Genomic DNA, 21,539 nt, shown 5'->3' with positions numbered 1-21,539 from the left:
TTGTGAAAAAACATTTTGTTCTGATCTTACTTTTAGTTGCAGTCCTGATCTGTGGAGGGTATTTAAAAGTTAGTTATGTAATCCAGCCGGGAGACACGCTTTATGAAATATCAAAAAAATTTAAGATTTCCATTTCAACGATACTTGATTGGAATACTTTACTCGATCCTTTGAAACTTCGAGTTGGCCAGCAAATAACACTTCCACAACCTGAGGGTTTTCTTTATACTGTAAAACAGGGAGACAATCTTTATACAATTGCTCGGATGTTCTTCACCACAGTCAATGATATTAGGATCGCTAATGATCTTTCATCCGATTTTATCAAACCGGGTCAGGAGTTGTTTGTTCCACGAAGTTGTATTGGAAAGGCTTTCAACACAGAGAAAGGTTATATATGGCCTGTTTATGGAATACTTTCCTCACCCTATGGATGGCGCGTGCATCCAATTACAAAGCAAATGTCATTTCACACAGGTATAGATATTGCTGCTCCAGAAGGAACTCCCGTTTTTTCTTCTACAAACGGAGTTGTTTCCTTTGCCGGTGAACGATCGGGATATGGCCTTATGGTAGAGATAAAAACTGGAAAAGATGTTGTGAGGTATGGCCACCTTTCGAAAATATGCGTTTATAAGGGCCAATCAATAGAAAGAGGTTCCATTATTGGAAGAGTAGGTAGTACCGGAGTAAGCACAGGACCTCATCTGCATTTTGAAGTCCTTGCTAATAACAACACGATAAATCCACTTGCTATTTTGCCATCCACAAGTAAAGTTTATGTCTTGAAAGAAGGTGTAGAGGAAATTGGAGCTGGTGGAGAATAATCAATGCCTTCTCAGCCAATCAACAAAATCAGACAAAAACAGGCTCATATTTGCAGGATCTTCAAACAATTCGTGGTATCCCCCATGGTAGGTTTTCAGTGTTTTGTCTTCGCTGCTCACTCTGTTAAAAAATAGATAAGCGCCCTCTGGAAGGGTGATTTTATCTTTTTCCCCCACTCCTATGAAGCATGGAATTTTTATCTTAAAAGCCTCTCTCAAAGCGCGTTTGCTGTTAACAAGCATATCAAATGCTAACTTTGCCGATATCTTCTCATGCACCAAAGGATCATTGATATATCTTTTGACTGCTTCAATGTTTGGAGAAAGATTATATGGGTCTATGCCATTGTTGAAAGTTGTTTTTGGAGAAATTACAGAAACAAGTGTAGCTAATAATCTCAGGAAAAAGTTATCATTAGAAATTTTCAAAGCCGGAGAGGTAACTATCAATCCACGCACATTATTTCTCAATTCGGCATACCTGATCGCAATCAAACCACCCAGGCTGTGACCCATTAGAAATGAATCGGGCTCAGAGTGAAATATTCCATCGAGGATCTCAAAAATCTCTCTGAAAGTTGCATGGCCTTTTTTGCCTGAATTTTCCCCATGTCCAGGCAGATCGAACATAATCAACCCGTAATCCTCAGATCTCAGCAGATCAATCAGCCATGTATATCTTCCACAGTGCTCTCCTAAGCCATGAACTAAAACTACATATCCTTTTTTCCCGTCAATTTTTTTCAACCGCATTTTCTTTTTCCTCCACTAATTCAAAATCTATCTCACCGGAAATCTTATTGGCATTTACAACTTTTGCTTTTATCAAATCTCCTATTTTGAAAACTTTCCCACTTCTCTCGCCTATCAAAATGTTCTTCTTTTCGTCATAAATGAAATAGTCATTTAGTGTGGAGATATGGATCAAACCCGAAATGAGTTTTTCCGGGATTTCTACAAAGAGACCGAATCTGGTTACATTCGTTATGACAGCATTGAAAACCTTCCCCATATAGCGGCTTATATACTCGACCTTTTTCATGGCAAGTAGATCCCATTCCGCTTCATCAGCTAACCTTTCGCGTTTACTGCAATGTTCAGCAATTCTGGGAAGATGCTGTGAGTAGAATTCTATCTGCTTTGGCGTGAACCTTCCGCCCTGACTTAGATAAAGTTTCAAAAGCCTATGAACAACCAAATCTGGATAACGCCTTATCGGAGAAGTAAAATGCGTATAAGCAAAGGATGCAAGACCAAAATGCCCCACATTAAGAGCTGAATAAATGGCACGTTTCATGGAGCGAACCAGCAGTTTTTCCACGCTCGATCTTAGCGGATGATCTTTCACTGCTTCGAGTAACTGTTGCAACACACCAGGATGGATCTGCTTTGGAAACTTTACTTTCAATCCCAGAGCTTCGACATATTCCTTAAGCTGAATTAAAAACTCGGGATCTGGCTCCTCATGTACCCTGTAAACAAATGGCAAGCCCGCGTTGTGGAAAACTTCAGCTACTGTTTCATTTGCCTTTATCATGAATTCCTCAATAAGTACCTCAGCGGGACCTCTCCTACGTGGTAGGATATCGACTGTCCTGCCCTTTTCGTCAATTATAATATCCACTTCTCCGCCCTCTATATCGAGGATGGCTCCCCTGCGCCGCCTGTATTCTCTGAGAATCTCAGACAATTCAAGCATTCGATTCAATGAACTGCATATCCTTTTTCCGAGCTTTTTTTTGGCCGATTCATCACCACTGAAATACTGATTGACAAGAGTGTATGTCAAACGTTTCTTACTTCTAATAACACTTGGTGATATTTCATAATCAACAGTATTTCCTTCTCGATCAATAACCATCTGCACTGTGAATGTCAATCTGTCTTTACCTTCAACTAAACTGCAAAGATTATTCGACAGCTTGAATGGCAACATCGGAACAACCTTATCAAGCAAATAAACGCTTGTTCCCCTGTGAAAAGCTTCTCTGTCAATGGCTGAACCTTCCTGTACATAATGAGAAACGTCAGCTATATGGACTGATAGCAGGAATTTATCTTTCGAAATTTTTTTTATAGAAACGGCATCGTCAAAATCTTTCGCATTTTCTCCATCTATTGTGAAGACCAACGTGTTTCTGAAATCCTTTCGATCTTTCATTTCATCTTCATTGACAGTTTCTGGCAATCGTTTGATTTCCTTCATTACATCTTCTGGGAAATTTTCATCGAGTCCATATTTTGCCATAATACTTGGAATATCTGTTTTTGGATCTTTGATATCTCCCAGGACACTAACTATTTCAGCTTCAGGATTTCTTCCTCTACTCGGCCATCTGGTTATCTTAGCTATGACTTTTTGACCGGGTTTAGCGCCATCAATTTTTTCTATTGGTACGTAGAAATCATATATAATTTTTGAATCGTCAGGGATAACAAAGCCGAAAGATCTTTTTAACTGGAAGACACCCACTATCTTATCTCTCGTTCTTTCAACAATCTTAACTATTCTGCCAAGTGGCAAATGCCTCCATTTTCCAGTGATTTCTACCAACACTTTATCACCATGAATAGCGCCTGCCGAATTCTCAACAAAAATAGCTACTTCTTTTCCATTTTCAGAACTTACAAAAGCCATGTTCCCTCTTCGAGTAAACTCTATCGTACCGAGGACAAAATCTTCACCTATCTTTGTATATCTTCCCCTGTTATCGCGGAAAATCTCACCTTCGCCTAAAAGCAATTTGATTACTTTACGTAGTTCCTTTTTTTTAACGCGATCTTTTATTTGCAATGTTTTGCATATTTCTTTCAGTGTTAACTTTTTTCCATCAGACAGAGCCGATATGATCTTTTCTTTAAAATCACTGGAAAACTGTGACACAGGATTTACCCCTTTCTTTCGACATATAAGTAGCTTTGTCAGCAAAATTGATGAGTTCTTCGGGCTGATTAACGTTATCTTCTGGATATCCAGACACACCAAAACTCATAGTCAACCTGAAATCAAAGGGATTGGTTTCAATAATCTGATATAAAACCTTTTCTGCAACTTTTGCAGCACTTAATTTCGGAGTGTTTGGCAATATCATTATAAATTCCTCTCCTCCATATCTTCCAACAATATCAGTTATTCTCGTACTGCTTCTGAGAACTGAAGAAATGAATTTCAAAACTTCATCTCCAATTCTATGTCCATATGTATCATTTATCTTTTTGAAATCGTCTATGTCACACATTATTATCGACAAATGCCCTCCATATCTTTTCACCCGCTCAAATTCCTCATACAGCCTGGTAACAAAATACCAGCGTGTGTACAGACCAGTAAGAGGATCGGTAATACTTCTCTGATAAGTTATTACATTTTTCAGAGTATAAACAACAACATCTTGAAAACTCATGACAGTTTTCAACAGCTCATATCCGTTTGATTCATCAACATAAAGTGACTCATTGGCAACCTTCAAAGCCATAGTATAACCATCAGCTATTTCCGTATTTACGCATATTTCAAAAGGTTCGTATGACACTTTTGGTTCACGAGTAATATTCAGTAAATTGAACATGACCTGTTCAACGACTTTGCCACGCGGATCGAACAAAGCTATGCCTGCAGATGAAATGGGTAAAAGGTTCATGATTCTTGAAACCATAAATTCCATAGTAGTGCGTATCTCATCTTGTGAGTTAGTCACTTTGAGTGTGTCCAGTGCATATTGAGCAAGGTTTGACAATCGCGTGATTTGCTCAATTTGAGAATAAACCAAATCCAAAAGTTTTCTGGCGGAATCTCCAAGAGATGATCTCAAATCCTGTAAAATTTGGAAAAGATCTCTTGGCTTCCGTGGAAGCTTTACATTTTCTTCAAGCCATCGGGCAGCATTTTCAAATGTTCGCGTTCTGTATATGGATGTAGCCCTTTCAGCATAATTGATTGCAAGCGGGATCTCTCCCACAGTCTGATAAGCAATTGCTATTGCTTCATAGATTTGAGCGAGCGATAGAAATGCACCACTTTTGATAGCGCCCATCTCAAGTTGCTTTGCAAACTTTAAAAAACCCTCTCTATCAAGTTTTACCAGTTTTTCAGCAAACACCTGACAGGCTTCTTCTCGCCAGTATGGATCATCTTTACCCAAAAATCTCTGCCATGCTCTCAAAAAAGATTCATCGTCTTCCGCAAGAAATAAATCCCTGAAATATTTGAAGCTTTGATTATTCAAAGCTGGATTGTCGATATTTTCCCTTATTATCCTGATGGATTCTTCTACATTTCCTGACAAAGCATAAGCAGCCACAATGCCACGTAGAGCTCTTTCTTCAATGCCAAGATATTTTTCAATAGCTTTTTCGCGTGTTAAATCTTCCAGCGCTTTATCCAGTTCACGGTTGTAAATATGATAATTTGCCTCAACAAAATAGCTGTACGCTTCAGACTGAAGATTTCCTGTCATAGAAGCAATTTGCCTCAATCGTGATATGTCATTGAACATTCTTCCCGCTTCGCCTCGATATAAACTTGTCCAGATCAAGTTACTGAGTCCTAACAGAGCAAGACCGTCTGAGCTGATTTTATGGGCTATCTCCACAACTTCGTCAAAATACCTGACTGCCTCTGAATTGGCTGCGAGTCTGACTCCAAATTCATTGAGTATAAGCGCAAGTATATCAAGAAAGCCTTCTGTTTGTGCAATTTGTCGTGCTTGATTCAGAAGTTCGAAAGACCTGAAATTAGAAATCCTATCACAGCGCGAAATTAACAACAATGCCTCTGCAACCAATTTTTTGTGTGCGCGAAAATCCTGCATATGCATGATTGAAAGCTTTATCTCTTTCAAAAACTCATCTGAGACCTTTTCCCCTGATATCAAAATACGTTTTAGCTTACATACCATCGTAAAAAGTTTTGCATATTCAGTATGCATTCTGGATGGATCAGTACACTGTTGTTCGATATCTTTTGCCAGATTTACCTTTGAAGAACCAACAAGGGCGCGATACCTCAAAAAATTGTATTCATCTTTTCCTTCAAGAGTCAGTGCAAATCGTTCCAGGGCGTTGGCATCTTGTTTGATCATAAGTGCCCTTAATTTCAAAGTGTTCAATGCATAACTCTCTCTTCCCTGAAGAAGTTTTTCAGCTTCTTCCAAAAGCTCGAAAGCAGCCGAAATGTCATTGTATGTGTCAAGCTCTTTTCTGGCTGCAAGCAGGTAAACAACCACAGCAGATGTATTCTTACCAAGCATTTTCAAGTGCCACGCCTTTTTGCTTGGTTCTGAAAGTAACTGTGAGAATTTTTCATGGTATTCTCCTCTGAGATCTTCTGGAATCTGAGAATAAAAAGAATACCATATATCGTGTAGAATGAACCTGTATTTTCCACTCTCCCAATAGATAAATCCATCGTTTATTAATGAAGATAAATCCTGCTGGATAGTCTCTAATTTTATTGAAACGACTTTTGAGAGAATCTCAATTTCACCAGGCTTAAACTTTTCTCCACAGATCGCCAAAAACCTGGCAGTTCCATCAATATAATTTTCAGTTGAAAATTCTATGATTTCCCTAAAATCCAGCGTTTTTAAAACACTCTCAGCTACCTGCAATTTACCATCAACATTCTTTAAAGCACCAGCTCTGTGGAGGATTCTCATCAGGGAAACTATTCTTCCTGGCAAGCCTCGGGATATGGTATAGATCCACTGACAGAATTGTTGATCGATCTCCAAGCCAATTAGCATGGATTTTATAAGACCTTCAGTTCGATGCAGGTCAAACGGTTTTATATCCACAACCAGATCATAACCAACTGACGGATCGGTTTCAGAAGAAGCAATTAATACGAAATGAGTAACCTTGAATTTATAACCTCTCAACTGTTCGACAATTGCTCTGAGCGAAATATCTACTTCATGTACATCATCGATTGCTATACATACAGTACTCAGATTATTCATAATTTTACCGAGAGTCAGGAGGACCTCTGAGGCCATAAATTCATGTGAAAAAATTAGAGATTGAACTTTTTTCCTGTCTTGCTCATCCAAACGCGCAAGTATTTTATCATCAACTAACTGAATCACACCGGAAATCAAACTCTGAAGGTCCGTCGCCCATATCACGGGAACATTTTTATACCTTAATTTTTCTGTTATCGAATCCAGTAAAGTTGTCTTTCCAGATCTCTGAGGACCTCTCAGAAAAATTGTATACAACCCGTTCTTTGATCTAAGATTTTCAATTGTCTGGAGCAGTGTGTTTTCTTCTTGTCTGCGAAGTGTCACAAATTTCAAGCCAAGCATTTTGTCACCAAGAAACGTGTCACTCAGCAAAGGTGCCGCAAGTGGAAAATGTGTTTTTCTCTTCAAAGGGTCTTCATACAAAAAATCTGCCACAAAATCTTCTATCTCTTTCTCATTGCAAATTGAGGTTATCAACTTACCAAAAACATAAACAGTTGAAGCCGTAGAAAATTTACCTCTCTCAGCAAATTCAGGTGCCACAAAAGTATATTCTGCCTTCGGTAAGATATCCTGGTTCACCCAGCATGGCGGTAACATAAAATAATTCTGAGATTTTAGAAAATCCTGAATTGATAGAACTGGTATCTTCACATTGTAATGTAGAAGTTCTCGAAGAAGATTTATCAAAAAAAGAGCAAAACTCCGTCTCTCAGATTCGCTGCTTAAATCGATTGCCTTCCCTTCTACATAAGGAAAGTATATTCTTGGAATCTCTCTCAAATCATAGCTTTCAGGTACCAGAACATTTGGATGCTTAACACGCGAAAATGATGTCAAAATATCCAGCAGTTCATGATGTTTGTTGCCTATTGCCTCTAATTTGATTACCCTGACGCGCTTGTAGGTATCGTTATCAAGAATCAAATGCTCGTCACCAGAATAATTTTCTCTGAGAAACCTGATCAGTCTCACCTATTTCCCCCCTGCAAAAAGTCTCTTACTAACCCGATGACTTCATCTAAAACTTCATGCAACTTTGCATCTCTGAAAGAGCATCCCGCAGCCCTTGCATGACCTCCACCGCCGAGACTAGAAGCTATTTTGCTCACATCAACCCAATTTTTTGATCTCATACTAACATGAACCTGACCCTCAGGATACTCTATGAATAAAATAGCCACTTCTACGTTTTTTATTGATCTGAGTTCAGAAACAAAACCGGTACTGTCATCATCAGAGCAGTTATTTGCCCGATAGTCATCATAACTTAACCACGAATAAACCAGCTGACCATCCACAATCATATGGTCGACCATTCTGCAATAAAGTTTCATTTGTTCAGGACTCTTGTTTTCAAGTATCGTTGATGAAACAAAATGTGGTTTGGCACCAAATTCAACAAGTTCAGCAGCAATTTTGAAAACGTGCGAATCTGTATTGGAATATTTGAAAAAGCCAGTATCAGTTGCAATCCCCAAATAATTTACCGTAGCAAGATCTGCATCGTATGGAACACCAAGCGTTTTGTTGAGTATATAAACCATTTGCGCCGTCGAGGCAGAAGATGAATCTACCCAGTTCAATCCACCAAAAAGCGTATTTGTTGCATGGTGATCTATCACGATAGTTTTGCGATCGTTCAAGAGATTTTGAAATCTCCCAACTCTATCTGGGGTGGAACAATCAACAACTATTATCAAATCTGGATCAAGGTCTTTCGCCTGCTCATAAGTTTTCAATTTTTCTACCCCGTAAAAATTTCTGTAGTACCATGGTACAGGATAATCAATAGACCCAACAACAGTTTTTCCTAACCTCTCCAGGCCAACTGCAAGTGATGTAACGCTACTTATGTCATCTCCATCAGGCATTATATGACCTGTCACCAGTATAAATTTTGACTCGTTGATTTGAGAAATGATAGAAGAAAATTTCACTCCCGTCTCCTCCAGTATCAATTTTAATACTTTCGAGTTTTATTTAATTAATTATACATCGTCACTGAAGATTTCTGAAATAACTGTTCGTTCGAGTATAAATTGCCCATTAATGAGTCACTTGCTAAAGAAAGCGGTTTGTGGTATTATAAACAACGCGGGGCGTGGCGCAGTTTGGCTAGCGCGCTTGCATGGGGCGCAAGAGGTCGCTGGTTCAAGTCCAGTCGCCCCGACCAGGCGGCATCTGCCGCCTTTTTTGAAAACCTCTTGACCAAACTTGACCGATAGTGTAATATAACTTGTGTTGTGCCCCCATCGTCTAGCGGCCTAGGACACTGGCCTTTCAAGCCAGAAGCAGGGGTTCGAATCCCCTTGGGGGCGCCAAAAGTTTATACCGCTCTTTGAGACGGTGGAAGTTTGTTCCACCGTTTTTTGTTTTTTCATCTGTTGTACAGGTTTATTCTCGAAAAACCCCGCACAATTTGTTACTGTTTCAGGCAAAAGTTGACAAATTTTCTTTGAAGTAATATCATATGAAAAATATTGTTCGTTTACGAAACAAATGGGGGTGGTTAAATAGTGAGAAAGTATGCTTTAATTAACGCTCGCGTGTTCGATTCAAATTTATCACAATTCGTGGAAAGCGCTGTTTTCATTGAAGGAGCACGAATTCTCGCGGTGGAGAAAATCAAGAGATCGCAGATACCATCGGGGTTTACGCAAATTGATCTTCAGGGGCGTTACCTTATGCCAGGTCTCATCGATGCTCATCTTCATTTAGCAGGTATGAGAAGCGGCGACATGGTTAAAGAGCATCTTCTAACACCGTATGAAACACTTGTTGCACGAACAGTGACTGATTTGAAATCTCTCATCGAAGCTGGTTTTACAACCGTTGTCGACGCAGGAGGATCCATAGCTATAAACTTGAAAAAAGCAATTCAGGAAGGAACAATTGCTGGCCCACGCATTGTTGCTGCAGGTCATTCTCTTTCCCAAACTTTTGGCCACGGTGATGAGCATTTTTTGCCGATCGACTATGTAGATCCAAGAACTTCGAAGTTCAAAGGAGGCTTTGGCTCATTAATATGTGATGGTGTTGCTGAATGTATTAAAGCAGCACGTTATGCGCTCAGATGTGGTGCTGATTTCATAAAAATTATGGCTACAGGAGGTGTTCTGTCTGAGAGAGACAGACCAGAATACACACAGTTTACAGTAGAGGAGATCAAAGCAATTGTTGAAGAAGCTAACCATGCGCGAAAATTTGTTCACGCCCATGCGCAGGGAAAAGACGGTATAATGAATGCCCTGCTTGGAGGAGTAAAAGTCATAGCACATGCAATATATATTGATGATGAAAGCTGTAAGCTGGCTAAAGAGAAAAATGCTATCATTGTACCTACGCTGTCTATTGTGGAACATCTGATAATTCATGGAAAGCAGATAGGCGCTCCAGAGTGGGGATTGAGAAAGAGTGAAGAAGTTTACAAGATACACGTTGAAAATATCAAAAAAGCGTACGAACATGGTGTGAAGATCGCTGCTGGAACGGATTTTATCGGTGGAACAAAAGCATTCAAGCACGGGGAAAATGCTCTGGAAATTCTTTTACTCGTTGACAAAATTGGTATGAAACCTGAACAGGCACTGCTGTCTGCAACAAAAGTGGCTGCCGAAGCCGCTGGATTGAGCCAACTTGTCGGGTCGATAGATAAGGGAAAGCTGGCAGATCTGCTAATTGTCGAGGACAATCCTTTAAGCAATGTAAAAATACTTATGGATCATTCAAAAATCTCGGCCGTTTTTAAAGAAGGCATATTGTTCAAAGACAAAATAGGTTTGGAAAAGTATTTTAATTAGCACACAGCAAAAACTGCTTTTTAGTCAATTACAAATTTTGTAATCTAAATGATTTTCCCTCATCATGGAGAAAAATATCCGCAGTAAATATGTTAGAAATATTACTGAGGAGGGATAATCATGGGATTTACCTGGAAGATACTTTTTTACGTTGGGGTCTTTTCGCTTCTGCACTTTGGTTATGAACTTACAGGATGGGCTGCACTGATACCATTTTTTGGTGTGGATGAATCGGTCTTTGAACATCTGAAAATGGGGTTTTTTTCCTATTTTTTAACCAGTACATTCGAATATTTTTTGATCAAAAAGAAAAACAAAGGGGGGAATTTCTGGTTTTCTCGAATACTCTCTAACATTTCAATACCATGGTTGATACTCACAATATGGTATATTTTACCTGCTATCTTCGGGAAAATTGAATCCGTTGCCATTGAATTAATATGGGCATTCTTTGTTGTCTTTCTTTCAGCGTTTTTTGGTATAACCTTTGAAAAAACCGTCGAGCAAGCTAAACCAAGAATGACTGCACAGATCACTGTTTTGATCGTTTTTCTGGTGTGTGTTTTCTTTTTCGTCAGATTTTCTTTTTCCAAACCCTGGATTGATGTATTTATAGATCCACACACAATATGAAAATGAAATCTCTAAAACCATCAATTGTGAGATTTTTGAAAATTATTCTTTTATTTGCCATATTTTTCACCACGTTTTTTAATTTTGCACTTGGTCTTTTGTTGTTTTTGATAGCTAATTTTAATGTTATAAAGAAATCTATTTTTGGGAGATTGCCAGTAAAGATCGACAAACATTGCTCAAAGGGACCTTTCAGTTATGTTTATAAAGATTCACTGAAACTCGATCTTTATTACCCAGATCGGCAAGTACCTTGTCCTGTTGTCATCTTTGCCCATGGTGGCGGCTGGATTACCGGCTTCAAGAGGCAACCCAATAATTTATCCTGGTACAAATTTCTTAATCACCATGGATTTGCGGTTGCAAGCATTGATTATAGAAGAAGATTGTCTGCAAAAATTGATGAAATCATTGATAACTATACAGAAGCTGTCGAGTTTATTCATGAAAATGCCGAAAATCTCTATCTGGACCCTGAGAATATTTTTCTGATGGGTCTATCTGCAGGGGGTCATCTGTCTCTTTATTATGCCTGCTACGAATCATATAAAAAAGGCAAAATTTCATGGCTAAGAGGAATTGTAGCCTTTTATCCGCCAACTGATCTGCTCGATTTATGGGATTACGAATCTACATCAATTTTCGCAAGGTTTTCAACTATCATGACAATCAAAACATTACCCTCGAAGCACATTGATCTATACCGTCTTTACTCTCCAACAAATTGGATTAACGAAAAACAACCCCCTGTTTTCTTGGCGCATGGCTTGAGGGATACTGTTGTGCCTGTTAAATCTTCAATAAAATTCCACATGGAAAGCAAAAAGAAAGCTGAGTCTACTTTGAGAATTCACCCATTTGGGGATCATGGATTTGAATTTACTTTCAAAGATAATTTTACACTGAAAATACTTGATGATCTGATAACTTTTCTCAATAAAAATTGTTTACTTAAAACAAGGTTTTCAGAAAATCGTTTCATTTAGAAACCGTCTTATTAAAAGTTTATGTGTAGAATTTGTTGTGTTTTTTATTTTTCTCGTGGGAGGGAGAAAAGTGGAGAAACTCTTTCGTTTGAAGGAGAATGGTACTTCTGTGCGAAAAGAAGTCGTAGCAGGTATAACAACATTTCTGACTATGGCTTACATTGTTTTCGTCAATCCATCAATACTCATCAATGTCATCCCCGGTGCAAATCCTGGAACTGACCTTTACTCTCAGTTTTTCGGTGCCTTCATGGTTGCAACCATACTTGGCTCTGTCACAGCTACTCTTGTTATGGGACTGATTGCAAATTACCCGTTTGCACTTGCACCTGGTATGGGACTCAACGCATATTTCACATATACAGTGTGCTTAAAGATGGGGGTTGACTGGAAGGTTGCTTTAGCTGCTGTTTTTGTCGAAGGGTTAATTTTTATCCTATTAACCGTCAGCGGGGCAAGATCTTTTGTGGTAAAGGCTATTCCAGCCTCAGTTAAACTTGCAACAGGAGCTGGTATAGGACTTTTCATCGCTTTCATTGGTTTGAAAAGTGCGGGAATTGTAACAAGTGACCCAGCGACTTTTGTAGCCCTCGGAAACCTGGCAGATCCAAATGTCATTGTTGCGATTATAGGTTTCTTCATAATAGCTGTACTTTTTTCGCTCTCAGTACCAGGTGCAATACTCATTGGAATACTTGCAAGCACTTTTATAGGAGCTTTACCTGTTTTCAAAATCACCAGCTTTCAAGGAATAATAGGAAAGGTACCAGATATATCCGCAACGTTCATGAAGATGAACCTCAATTTTCAGTCACTTGCAACTGGAACTTTCTGGATGATTGTCTTTACTTTTTTCTTTGTTGACTTTTTCGATACTCTTGGGACTCTCACTGGACTCGCTGAATCAGCCGGTTTCATGAAAAATGGCGACCTTCCAAGGGCATCAAGAGCTTATCTCGCTGACGCAATTGGTACATCTGTAGGAGCAATGTTCGGAACATCAACAGTAACAACGTATATCGAAAGCAGTGCTGGAATAGCAGAAGGTGGCAGAACAGGATTAACATCGGTGGTAGTAGCCATCCTCATGCTTTGTATGTTATTCTTTTCACCGCTTGCCATGACAATTCCATCAGCTGCGACAGCTCCTGCATTGATCTTTGTGGGTGTTCTGATGATCAAAACTCTGAAAAAAATCAACTGGGATGATATTACAGAGGCTGTCCCGGCATTCATTACTCTCATAATGATGCCTATGACTTATTCTATTGCCAATGGAATCGCTCTCGGGATTGTTACTTATCCAGTAGTGAAATTATTCAGTGGTAAAGGAAGAGACGTACACTGGTTTACGTGGCTTCTGGCAATATTATTCGTGCTCTATCTGATTCTCTTGAGAGAGTAAGCGGGCAATTGCCCGCTTCTCAACTGAACAAATTTGTTGATTCAGTTCTGCCAGTTAAATATCCAATCACTATATCGTTGAGCTTAGGAAATCTGCCGACATCTTTGCTGGTTTTGATAAGTAAACTTGATCCAACAACACCTATTATTTTTCCATCACCAACCGATTCACCCTTCTCAACCACCCTGTGGATTTCTTTGGCCGTATCGATTGAATCGGTATAAACAATTCTTCCTTCTTTCATTATTCCAAAGTGGGTAGCGTATTCCTCTATTTCATAAATCTCATGAGAAGATATTAAAATGGTCTTTCCAAGATCAGCATATTTTTTCAATATACTCATTATTTCGAGCCTGATCGTTGGGTCAAGGTGTTCTGTTGGTTCATCGAGAATCAATATATCTGCCTGGCTTGAAACGCAAAGCCCAACGAAAAACAGTGTTTTCATACCTATGGAATAAGATTCAACTTTTTGTAGAAGATTCAAATTGTACTTCGATATGAAATTTGAAAAGATTCTGTCATTCCATGATGGATACAAACAGGACCATATCTGGGCATAATCCCTGGCGGTGAAATTTCGAAATACGGCTCTGTCCTCATTAACAACTGCTATTCTTTTCTTCATTTCCCAGCGAAATGGTTCGCCAAACAGCTCTATAATTCCTTCATCGGGTTTTATAGCCCTCAAAATACATCTGATCGTGGTTGTTTTACCAGCACCATTTGGGCCAATCAGTGCAAATATACTTCCAGTATCTATAGAAAACGAAACATCACTCAAGACCTGATTGCCGGAGAATTGTTTTCTTAAATTGCTTATTTTAATCATCTTTCACCACCTCTTTTTGTGAAAATAATATAGGCGGAAAACAGCAGAAAAATGGAAAAAGCGAAAGCCATAAATACATTCCCTTGATGTGTAGGACTTATAAATTTATACGGGTTAAGCCGTGGGCCAAATTCAGTAGTCCCTATACCTGCTAAAATCAAATCCGCCAAAAGAAATAAAAATGCAGCACCATAATTATCAAATCCAGAACAAGTTGCCATCAAAACCACACTGTAGAAAGCTGTCATAAACGTAACTGATCTGAGAAATTCAATCCAAGTGGTTATGGTGAGAGTGCTAAAAGGTAATCCGATTAAAAAAGTTACTGTGACGATCAAAAATAAGAAACTGTACTCAAACCAGAAAATTTGTGGTCTGCTGAAAGGCAAACCCATAAGTGGATCGAGCCTTTTCTGTCTTAAATCAGATGTGAGTCCAAAAAGTATTATAAAAAAGATGCCAAAAGCCCTGGCCACAAAATTTGGATACAACATTACCACAAGAAAAAAGAGCATGGCACCTATTTTTTCAACAAGTTGTTTTTTTACATAAGCTTCAAAAATCCTCACTTTTCCACACCTCCTCTATAATCAGCAAAGATGTATAAATATCTATGCCGCTATTTTTCAATATACTGACGGCTTTTTTGACTTCGTGTAAGATTTCAGAGCTAATAGATACATCTTTCGATACAAAATAACCAACACCATGCTCGGAAACGAGAAATCCTTCCATCTTAAGCTTATCAAGTGCTTTCAAAACGGTGTTCACATTAACATCAAAGACTTGCTCAAGCTCTCTTACAGGAGGTATCTGATCACCCGCCTTCAAATTTCCGAGGAATATCTCAGCCTTTATCTGATTAACAATCTGCAAATATACTGGTATACCACTATGTTTGTCGATTTTTCTAAGCACAGTTATCACTCTCTCGCCACTTTAACACCGGAACTATCTATGAAGACATCTGCATTTGATTTGTTCACCAGTTTCAGTTTTCCTCCTGTACCATCTATCTGAACATAGAGATCTGTATCGCCTGAATAATTAATTGTCCCGTTGATCCCTGTTGTATCAATAGATAGATGATTGCAGTTTGATAAATCCATGTGCAGTGAAATCCCAGTACAGTCGATGAGGATATCTTGAAATTCGTACGAACCAGATAAACTCACCCCTGTGCCGTTTAAAATTAAATCTTTTCCGGAGAAATTCCCATTCAAATTGATACCTGTCCCGTCAGCAAACATTTCTTGAGCTTCAATTGTTCCTGAAATATTAATACTCGTTGAATTCAATCTGAGATTTCTCAAATTTGCACTTCCAGTGAGTGAAACGGTTGTTGCACGTATCTGCAAATCTTTCAGATCCGCTTTTCCAATCTCCAGAATATATTTCTTTAAATGGCTTCCACCTTCGATGATCAATCCAGATGGTGCACTCCTAACCGATAATTCACCGGGAACCATTATTCTGTCAGAATCAGTGAATTGAACTTCAACATTTGTCAAATTGATCTGTATTACAGATTCACTTTGAACAAGCGTGTCTGGAAAAACAGTTGTGATTTTATTTGATGGAACCTGATTCAGAAAACCCTTAATGAAAGGTTCAAAATTGAACCATGAAAAGCTATGTGTCGAACCATAATATCCGATTGAGGCAGGTATGAAAAAAAGCAAAAGAGATAAGACTATGAAACCAGCCATCTTTCCCGTAAAGGTTTTCAGAGTAAACGCCAAAAATATAATGCTTGTGAAAACCAATATGATCTTTAAAGGAGCAAAAGGTACGAACCAGCCAATCAGCCCCATGACTGAAAGCACAACTAAAACCTGAAAGCTTTTCAAAGAAAAAAGTTCCCGCATTGTACCACCTCCATAGATATATATTGTTCTATATTATTAGAACACTAAAATAAAAAAATACGTTATGGAAAAATGACATAAAAGTTACTATATGATTACTCAGAATACTGTTGATCAACGAAACCTTTTTTACCAGCTTAAACCGAATTCTGTTTTGCAGAGAAAATCTCAGATTTCTTCAAGTATCACTATATTGAAGTAAACTTTCAGTAATGAAATGTTAATAAATAATCCCAAACTTGCTTGATATAATCACTTAAAACTCTTGGGGGATATAATAATGATGAATTCTCTGAATTCTGTGAATGCCAGCATAATAAAGAAGACCAAGCACAACTGCCCGCTTTTTGCGGTGTGGTTGTGTTTGCTTTTTTAGAGCACGACCACTGTGTGAGAAGCGGGCTACCAGAAGTAGCCCGCTTTTTTATTGAAAAAGGAGGGGGAAGAAATGTTTAAAGGTGTTGGTACAGCGATCGTCACGCCGTTCAAAAACGGAAGAATCGATTATAGTGCGTACAGAAATTTAGTGAAATGGCAGCTTGCGGAGAAAATTCAAGCAATAGTTGTCGCAGGAACTACAGGAGAAGGGGCAACTTTAACAGATAAGGAAAGGGAGAAACTCACAAGCATAACTAAGGAGATGTGTTCTGACAGGGCTAAGGTAATTGTCGGAACAGGTACAAACGATACAGAAAAAACATTGCATCTGTCCCATCTGGCAAGCAAAAACGGTGCTGATGCAGTTTTGGTTGTCAGTCCTTATTATAACAAACCAACCCAGAAGGGTTTAATTGAGCATTATAAGTACCTATCTGAAAGATTGAATATACCATTGATAATTTATAATGTCCCATCGAGAACCGGAGTAAATATAAACCCTGAAACAGTAGCATATCTGGCTGATCGTTGTAAAAACATAATAGGCATAAAAGAAGCTAATACAGACGTTTCTCAAGCAGACGAAATAATAAGGCTCATTAGCAGAAAAGATTTTTATGTATGGTCAGGAAATGATGATAGAACTATTCATTTAATGTCAGTTGGAGCAGCTGGTGTTATATCGGTTTTCTCGAACATATCACCGGAAAACATGGTTCGATTGACTGGAGCAATGCTGGACAAAAATTACGAATTAGCAAGAAAAACACACTTTGAAAACCTTGAATTAATGAAATCTTTATTTATAGAAACCAACCCCGTACCTATTAAAGCTGCTCTATGGTTGATGGGAAAAATAAAAAATGAATTGAGGTTACCTATGACCGGTGCGTCGAGATCCACAATAGAAACATTAAGAGATCTACTGGCAAAGAAAGGATGGTGCTGATGAAATATGGACTCGTTGGATTTTCAGGAAAAATGGGAAAGGAAATTATCGAGGTTTTTAGCGAGTACTGCCACCAATTAGTGGCAAAATTTGACAGAACACATAGAGAAGTACAAGAAAAACCAGATATCATATTAGACTTCTCTTCACCAGAAGCTTTGAAAGAAACCGTGGAGTTATCGAAAAAATTTCTATGCCCTGCAGTTATTGGAACAACCAATTTGAAAGAACAAGACATATCGATGCTCAATGAATTGTCTGCTCTGGTTCCGGTTGTATATTCAAGTAATTTTTCTGTGGGAATAAACGTGATAAAGAATATCCTGGAAAGTTTCAAACTGGAGTTTTCTGAATGGGATATCGAAATCATTGAGTTTCATCATAGGAAAAAGAAAGACGCTCCTTCCGGCACAGCTCTATTTTTGAGTGAAAGCCTCGGAAATGTCCCCATTCACTCAATCCGCGCCGGAGGAATATTCGGCGATCACAAAATTTTATTTGCAAATGAAGGCGAGGTAATCGAATTATCTCACAGGGCAATGTCAAGAAAAATCTTTGCACTCGGTGCGTTGAAAGCAGCTGAATTTGCTATCAGTACTAAAGCTTCGTTCTACACATTTCGTGATGTTTTATCCAAAAAGAGGTGATTTTTCTGAAACTTGTTGTACAAAAATATGGTGGCTCATCGCTTGCCAGCATAGAAAGAATCAAAAAAATTACCGAGAAAATAGTGAAAACAGTAAAAAATGGGAAAAAGTTAATCGTTGTTGTCTCTGCAATGGGAAAAACAACAGACAAATTGGTTTTTCTTGCAAGAAGGCTGTCTGAAAAACCCAATCCAAGAGAACTGGATATGTTGTTATCCTGTGGCGAACAAATATCCGCTGCTTTGCTATCCATATACCTTGACAGAATAGGTATGAAAGCTGTATCTTTGAATGCGTTTCAGGCTCGGATTCTGACAACCAGCGATTTTAATTCGGCAAGGATAAAAGATATAGATGACCGAAAATTAAGATCGCTGGCTTTTCATAACGATGTTTTACTTGTTACAGGGTTTCAGGGAATAAACGAAAACGATGAACTGACAACTCTTGGAAGAGGAGGATCAGATACTTCTGCTGTTGCTATTGCCGCAAAACTTGGAACAATCTGCGAAATATACAGCGACGTCGCTGGCATATATACAACAGATCCCAGGATCTTTCCCCAGGCAAAAAAACTGTCTTATATTACATACGATGAAATGTTGGAATTCTCCGCACTTGGTGCCAGGGTTCTACATTCTCGAAGTGTTGAGATAGCAAAAAAATACAGCGTACCAATTTATTGCGCTTCTTCGTTTTCAAATGAGGAGGGAACGTGGGTGATGGGAAAACTTCCGGAATGGCTTGAGCGACCCGTTGTTACAGGCGCGACGATAGAGAAAAATCAGGTAAAGGTCAGCGTTTATAGCTTGAAAAATTCTAAAGCAACCGCCGACGTATTTAGAGAACTCGCTGAAAAAGGCTTTAACGTTGATATGATATCGTTGGTGAGTAACTCAGGAGACATTAATCTATCTTTCACAATTGTTGAAAGTAACTCGGTTGACGTACAGAAGGCAATGAGAGATCTTGATTGTGAAATTAAGATCACAGGGGGGTTTTCTAAGGTATCAATAATAGGTTTAGGAATGAAATATCAACGAGGTGTTGCAGCAAAATTTTTTGAAGTTTTGAGAAAGAAAAACATAGAGCCAGAAATGATAACAACTTCTGAAATAAAGATATCATGCCTTGTACATGAAGATAAAGCAGAAGATTTGTTGAAAGAACTCTGTCAAGTTTTCGGACTATGACGGTTGCAGCTTGAAAGCATTTTTAAGTTATGGTATCATACTGGATGAAATGCCGAGGTGGCGGAATTGGCAGACGCGCATGACTCAGGATCATGTGGGTTTACACCCGTGCGGGTTCAAGTCCCGCCCTCGGCACCACGGGCCGGATATATCCGGCCTTATCTTTATCCTGGAGGCAACTTCTTTGGAAAAATTCACATTGTTTGACCTGACAATAAGTACTCCAACATTAATTGAATTGGTCGAGATATTATCCAGAAGAATATCGAACAACGAAAAAACCTTTGTTGTAACAGCCAATGCATCAATAATAGTTAAAACAACAGAGGACGAACGATATAAATTTGCTGTTCAAAATGCAGATATAATAGTCCCGGATGGTATAGGAGTCATATGGGCGCTGAAAAAAATTTACAGGCGAAAGGCTGTCAGAGTTACAGGAATAGATACAATGATGGCTTTGTGTGATAAAGCGCGTGCTTCTGGTTGGAAAATTTATTTGCTCGGTGCAAAAATTGATGTTGTTGAAAAAGCCGCCAGAAATTTAACCGAGAAATTTGGAAATATTGTCTGCGGTTATCACCATGGATATTTTGAAAAAGAAGGCCCCTTAGAACAAATAAAACAAGCCAAACCTGATCTTATATTTGTTGGCATGGGAGTTCCTAAGCAAGAAATCTGGATTTACGAAAATTTCAGAAAGACAACGGCAAAATTAGCTATGGGAGTCGGGGGTTCATTTGATGTAATTTCAGGGATCAAGAAACGCGCTCCAAATTTCATTCAAAGAGCGCGTTTGGAATGGCTTTACAGATTTCTTCAGTCCCCACTGGAAAAAAAGAACGTTCCCAAGGATATATCAAAATTTATCGGATTAGTGCTTTCTCAGGCCAAGCAATACAAATACTGATGATAATTCGCTCACAACAGAAAAAATCACAAGTAATAATAAAGATTTCTCGTAAAGAATCCCCATAAAGAGGCTACCGAGAAACCAAAACAATCCAAAAACTGTATTGAAGATTCCATAAGCAAATGCTCTCTTTTCACGCGATACCAGATTTGCCACAACCGCTTTGAGAATGGATTCTTGTGCACCCATTCCAATTCCCCAGAGCGACACTCCAACTGAGATGAGAAAAATGTTTTTTGTCAGAAAAACAAGGGGAGCAAATAGTGCACTCAGGGCAGATGATATTATCAAAACCATGATACCTTTTTTGTCAAAAAGTTTTCCGAAGAAAAGAGCCGCTACGGCATCAACTGCCATTGCTATTGAGTAAAACAGTGGAATTGTTGAAGAACTCAATATATGATTTTTTGCAAAGTGAAAAGAAATAAGTGGGAAATCAGAAAAGCCAGCTGCAATCAGAGAAATAGCTACCATATAGAGGGCAAAACCATTGGTTGTAATCTTTCCACCCGGGGTTGATTTTTCCTCAAATTCTCCTGGCTCTGGAAAAAAGATTCTTCCACATATTAAAAGGATAATAGCAATCAACGCTGGAAAAAATAGCACAGAAAATGCAAGCTTGTATTTTGCAAACTCCTCTCCCGCTTTTAATGAAAGAACCAAAGAAAGTATTACAGGTCCACTGATTGCACCCACTTGGTCAAGAGCTTCCTCCAGACCGAAACCAAAACCCGTTCCAACCTGTTTAGCAGCATAAGACATCATTGTGTCACGCGATGGTTTTCTAATCGCCTTGCCAAAGCGTTCCGAAAGCAAAAGCAGAACCGCTAACTGCCAATTTCCTGCAAGAGCAAGGGCAGGAACGGCAAACAAATTCATAAAATAACCAACAAAGGTAAAAAGCCAGTATCGCTTTGTCTTGCCTGCAAGATAACCTGTAACAAGCCTGAGAGCGTATCCAATAAACTCTCCAAGTCCTGCTGTGAATGCGACGACAGTTGCACTTGCTCCAAGCAATCCCAAGAATGGTCCAGAGATACTCCGAGCACCTTCATATACAATATCCGAAAAAAGACTGACAAACCCCATCAAAACAATAAATGCCAGGGCACGTTTAGTCTTTTTTCCCAAAATTGTCACCT

At 38.8% G+C, this 21,539-nt stretch carries 18 protein-coding genes and 3 tRNA genes; 12 read left to right on the top strand and 9 right to left on the bottom strand.

Going from position 1 to position 21,539, the window contains the following annotated elements; genetic code table 11:
- Positions 1-2: 2 nt before the first annotated feature.
- Positions 3-827: a peptidoglycan DD-metalloendopeptidase family protein gene (locus TLET_RS03810; protein ID WP_012002793.1), complete on the top strand. Its 825-nt coding sequence runs from the start codon at positions 3-5 to the stop codon at positions 825-827.
- On the opposite strand, the gene TLET_RS03805 is transcribed toward TLET_RS03810, so the two are convergent.
- The 4 genes from TLET_RS03805 to TLET_RS03790 are packed head-to-tail and all read right to left on the bottom strand — an operon-like array spanning position 828 to position 8,730.
- The gene (locus tag TLET_RS03805; protein WP_012002792.1) at positions 828-1,580 is read right to left on the bottom strand and encodes an alpha/beta hydrolase; all 753 of its coding nucleotides are present in this window, start codon (positions 1,578-1,580) and stop codon (positions 828-830) included.
- Positions 1,561-3,711, bottom strand: a complete 2,151-nt coding sequence (rnr, locus tag TLET_RS03800) for a ribonuclease R (protein WP_012002791.1) — start codon at positions 3,709-3,711, stop codon at positions 1,561-1,563. Before rnr ends, TLET_RS03805 begins: the two co-directional genes overlap by 20 nt.
- Entirely contained in the window at positions 3,692-7,765 is a 4,074-nt protein-coding gene (locus tag TLET_RS03795) for a diguanylate cyclase (RefSeq protein WP_012002790.1), read from the bottom strand. Before TLET_RS03795 ends, rnr begins: the two co-directional genes overlap by 20 nt.
- Positions 7,762-8,730, bottom strand: coding sequence for a DHH family phosphoesterase (locus TLET_RS03790; protein ID WP_012002789.1), 969 nt, complete (start codon positions 8,728-8,730; stop codon positions 7,762-7,764). Before TLET_RS03790 ends, TLET_RS03795 begins: the two co-directional genes overlap by 4 nt.
- 158 nt (positions 8,731-8,888) lie before the next feature.
- On the opposite strand from TLET_RS03790, the gene TLET_RS03785 reads away from it, so the two are divergent.
- From TLET_RS03785 to TLET_RS03760, 6 genes are all read left to right on the top strand, one after another.
- Positions 8,889-8,966 (top strand) — tRNA-Pro (locus TLET_RS03785).
- A 72-nt stretch (positions 8,967-9,038) separates the two neighbouring features.
- Positions 9,039-9,114 (top strand) — tRNA-Glu (locus TLET_RS03780).
- A gap of 195 nt (positions 9,115-9,309) precedes the next feature.
- Positions 9,310-10,593: a metal-dependent hydrolase family protein gene (locus TLET_RS03775; protein WP_012002788.1), complete on the top strand. Its 1,284-nt coding sequence runs from the start codon at positions 9,310-9,312 to the stop codon at positions 10,591-10,593.
- Between the two features lie 120 nt (positions 10,594-10,713).
- A complete protein-coding gene (locus tag TLET_RS03770; RefSeq protein WP_012002787.1) occupies positions 10,714-11,226 on the top strand; it encodes a DUF6512 family protein in 513 nt (170 codons plus the stop codon).
- Positions 11,227-11,252: 26 nt separating this feature from the next.
- Entirely contained in the window at positions 11,253-12,212 is a 960-nt protein-coding gene (locus TLET_RS03765) for an alpha/beta hydrolase (protein ID WP_228369045.1), read from the top strand.
- Positions 12,213-12,282: 70 nt separating this feature from the next.
- Positions 12,283-13,617, top strand: coding sequence for an NCS2 family permease (locus TLET_RS03760; RefSeq protein WP_012002785.1), 1,335 nt, complete (start codon positions 12,283-12,285; stop codon positions 13,615-13,617).
- Positions 13,618-13,636: 19 nt separating this feature from the next.
- Here TLET_RS03760 and TLET_RS03755 read toward each other — a convergent pair whose 3' ends face one another.
- From TLET_RS03755 to TLET_RS03740, 4 genes are read right to left on the bottom strand one after another with little or no spacing between them, the layout of a single operon-like run.
- Complete coding sequence (locus TLET_RS03755; RefSeq protein WP_012002784.1) at positions 13,637-14,449, bottom strand: ABC transporter ATP-binding protein; 813 nt, start codon at positions 14,447-14,449, stop codon at positions 13,637-13,639.
- Positions 14,446-15,018, bottom strand: coding sequence for a hypothetical protein (locus tag TLET_RS03750; RefSeq protein WP_012002783.1), 573 nt, complete (start codon positions 15,016-15,018; stop codon positions 14,446-14,448). Before TLET_RS03750 ends, TLET_RS03755 begins: the two co-directional genes overlap by 4 nt.
- A complete protein-coding gene (locus tag TLET_RS03745) occupies positions 15,005-15,376 on the bottom strand; it encodes a GntR family transcriptional regulator (protein WP_228369033.1) in 372 nt (123 codons plus the stop codon). Before TLET_RS03745 ends, TLET_RS03750 begins: the two co-directional genes overlap by 14 nt.
- Positions 15,373-16,317: a hypothetical protein gene (locus TLET_RS03740; RefSeq protein ID WP_012002781.1), complete on the bottom strand. Its 945-nt coding sequence runs from the start codon at positions 16,315-16,317 to the stop codon at positions 15,373-15,375. Before TLET_RS03740 ends, TLET_RS03745 begins: the two co-directional genes overlap by 4 nt.
- A gap of 448 nt (positions 16,318-16,765) precedes the next feature.
- Here TLET_RS03740 and dapA point away from each other — a divergent pair, with 448 nt between their 5' ends.
- The 5 genes from dapA (at position 16,766) to TLET_RS03715 (ending at position 20,394) form a co-directional block, all read left to right on the top strand.
- Positions 16,766-17,644 carry a 4-hydroxy-tetrahydrodipicolinate synthase gene (dapA, locus tag TLET_RS03735; protein WP_012002780.1) on the top strand — a complete coding sequence of 293 codons (879 nt, stop codon included), beginning with the start codon at positions 16,766-16,768 and terminating at the stop codon, positions 17,642-17,644.
- Entirely contained in the window at positions 17,644-18,291 is a 648-nt protein-coding gene (locus tag TLET_RS03730; RefSeq protein WP_012002779.1) for a 4-hydroxy-tetrahydrodipicolinate reductase, read from the top strand. The genes dapA and TLET_RS03730 overlap by 1 nt, the downstream gene beginning before the upstream one ends.
- Before the next feature lie 5 nt (positions 18,292-18,296).
- Positions 18,297-19,484 carry an aspartate kinase gene (locus TLET_RS03725; protein ID WP_028843331.1) on the top strand — a complete coding sequence of 396 codons (1,188 nt, stop codon included), beginning with the start codon at positions 18,297-18,299 and terminating at the stop codon, positions 19,482-19,484.
- Positions 19,485-19,535: 51 nt separating this feature from the next.
- Positions 19,536-19,622, top strand: a tRNA-Leu gene (locus TLET_RS03720).
- Between the two features lie 46 nt (positions 19,623-19,668).
- The gene (locus TLET_RS03715) at positions 19,669-20,394 is read left to right on the top strand and encodes a WecB/TagA/CpsF family glycosyltransferase (protein WP_012002777.1); all 726 of its coding nucleotides are present in this window, start codon (positions 19,669-19,671) and stop codon (positions 20,392-20,394) included.
- Here the strand turns inward: TLET_RS03715 and TLET_RS03710 are convergent.
- A complete protein-coding gene (locus TLET_RS03710; RefSeq protein WP_407635791.1) occupies positions 20,359-21,537 on the bottom strand; it encodes an MFS transporter in 1,179 nt (392 codons plus the stop codon). The two genes, TLET_RS03715 and TLET_RS03710, sit on opposite strands and share 36 nt — an antisense overlap.
- Between the last annotated feature and the right edge of the window lie 2 nt (positions 21,538-21,539).

Source organism: Pseudothermotoga lettingae TMO, assembly GCF_000017865.1.
Taxonomy (GTDB): Bacteria; Thermotogota; Thermotogae; order Thermotogales; family DSM-5069; genus Pseudothermotoga_B; species Pseudothermotoga_B elfii.
Note: the sequence above shows the minus strand (reverse complement) of the source record. Positions and strands in the feature narration are given on the sequence as shown.

Coding starts and splice junctions, on each gene's coding strand:
- TLET_RS03805 (WP_012002792.1), bottom strand. CDS start 1,580: ATGCGGTTGAAAAAAATTGACGGGAAAAAAGGATATGTAGTTTTAGTT.
- TLET_RS03770 (WP_012002787.1), top strand. CDS start 10,714: ATGGGATTTACCTGGAAGATACTTTTTTACGTTGGGGTCTTTTCGCTT.
- TLET_RS03755 (WP_012002784.1), bottom strand. CDS start 14,449: ATGATTAAAATAAGCAATTTAAGAAAACAATTCTCCGGCAATCAGGTC.
- TLET_RS03740 (WP_012002781.1), bottom strand. CDS start 16,317: ATGCGGGAACTTTTTTCTTTGAAAAGCTTTCAGGTTTTAGTTGTGCTT.
- dapA (WP_012002780.1), top strand. CDS start 16,766: ATGTTTAAAGGTGTTGGTACAGCGATCGTCACGCCGTTCAAAAACGGA.
- TLET_RS03730 (WP_012002779.1), top strand. CDS start 17,644: ATGAAATATGGACTCGTTGGATTTTCAGGAAAAATGGGAAAGGAAATT.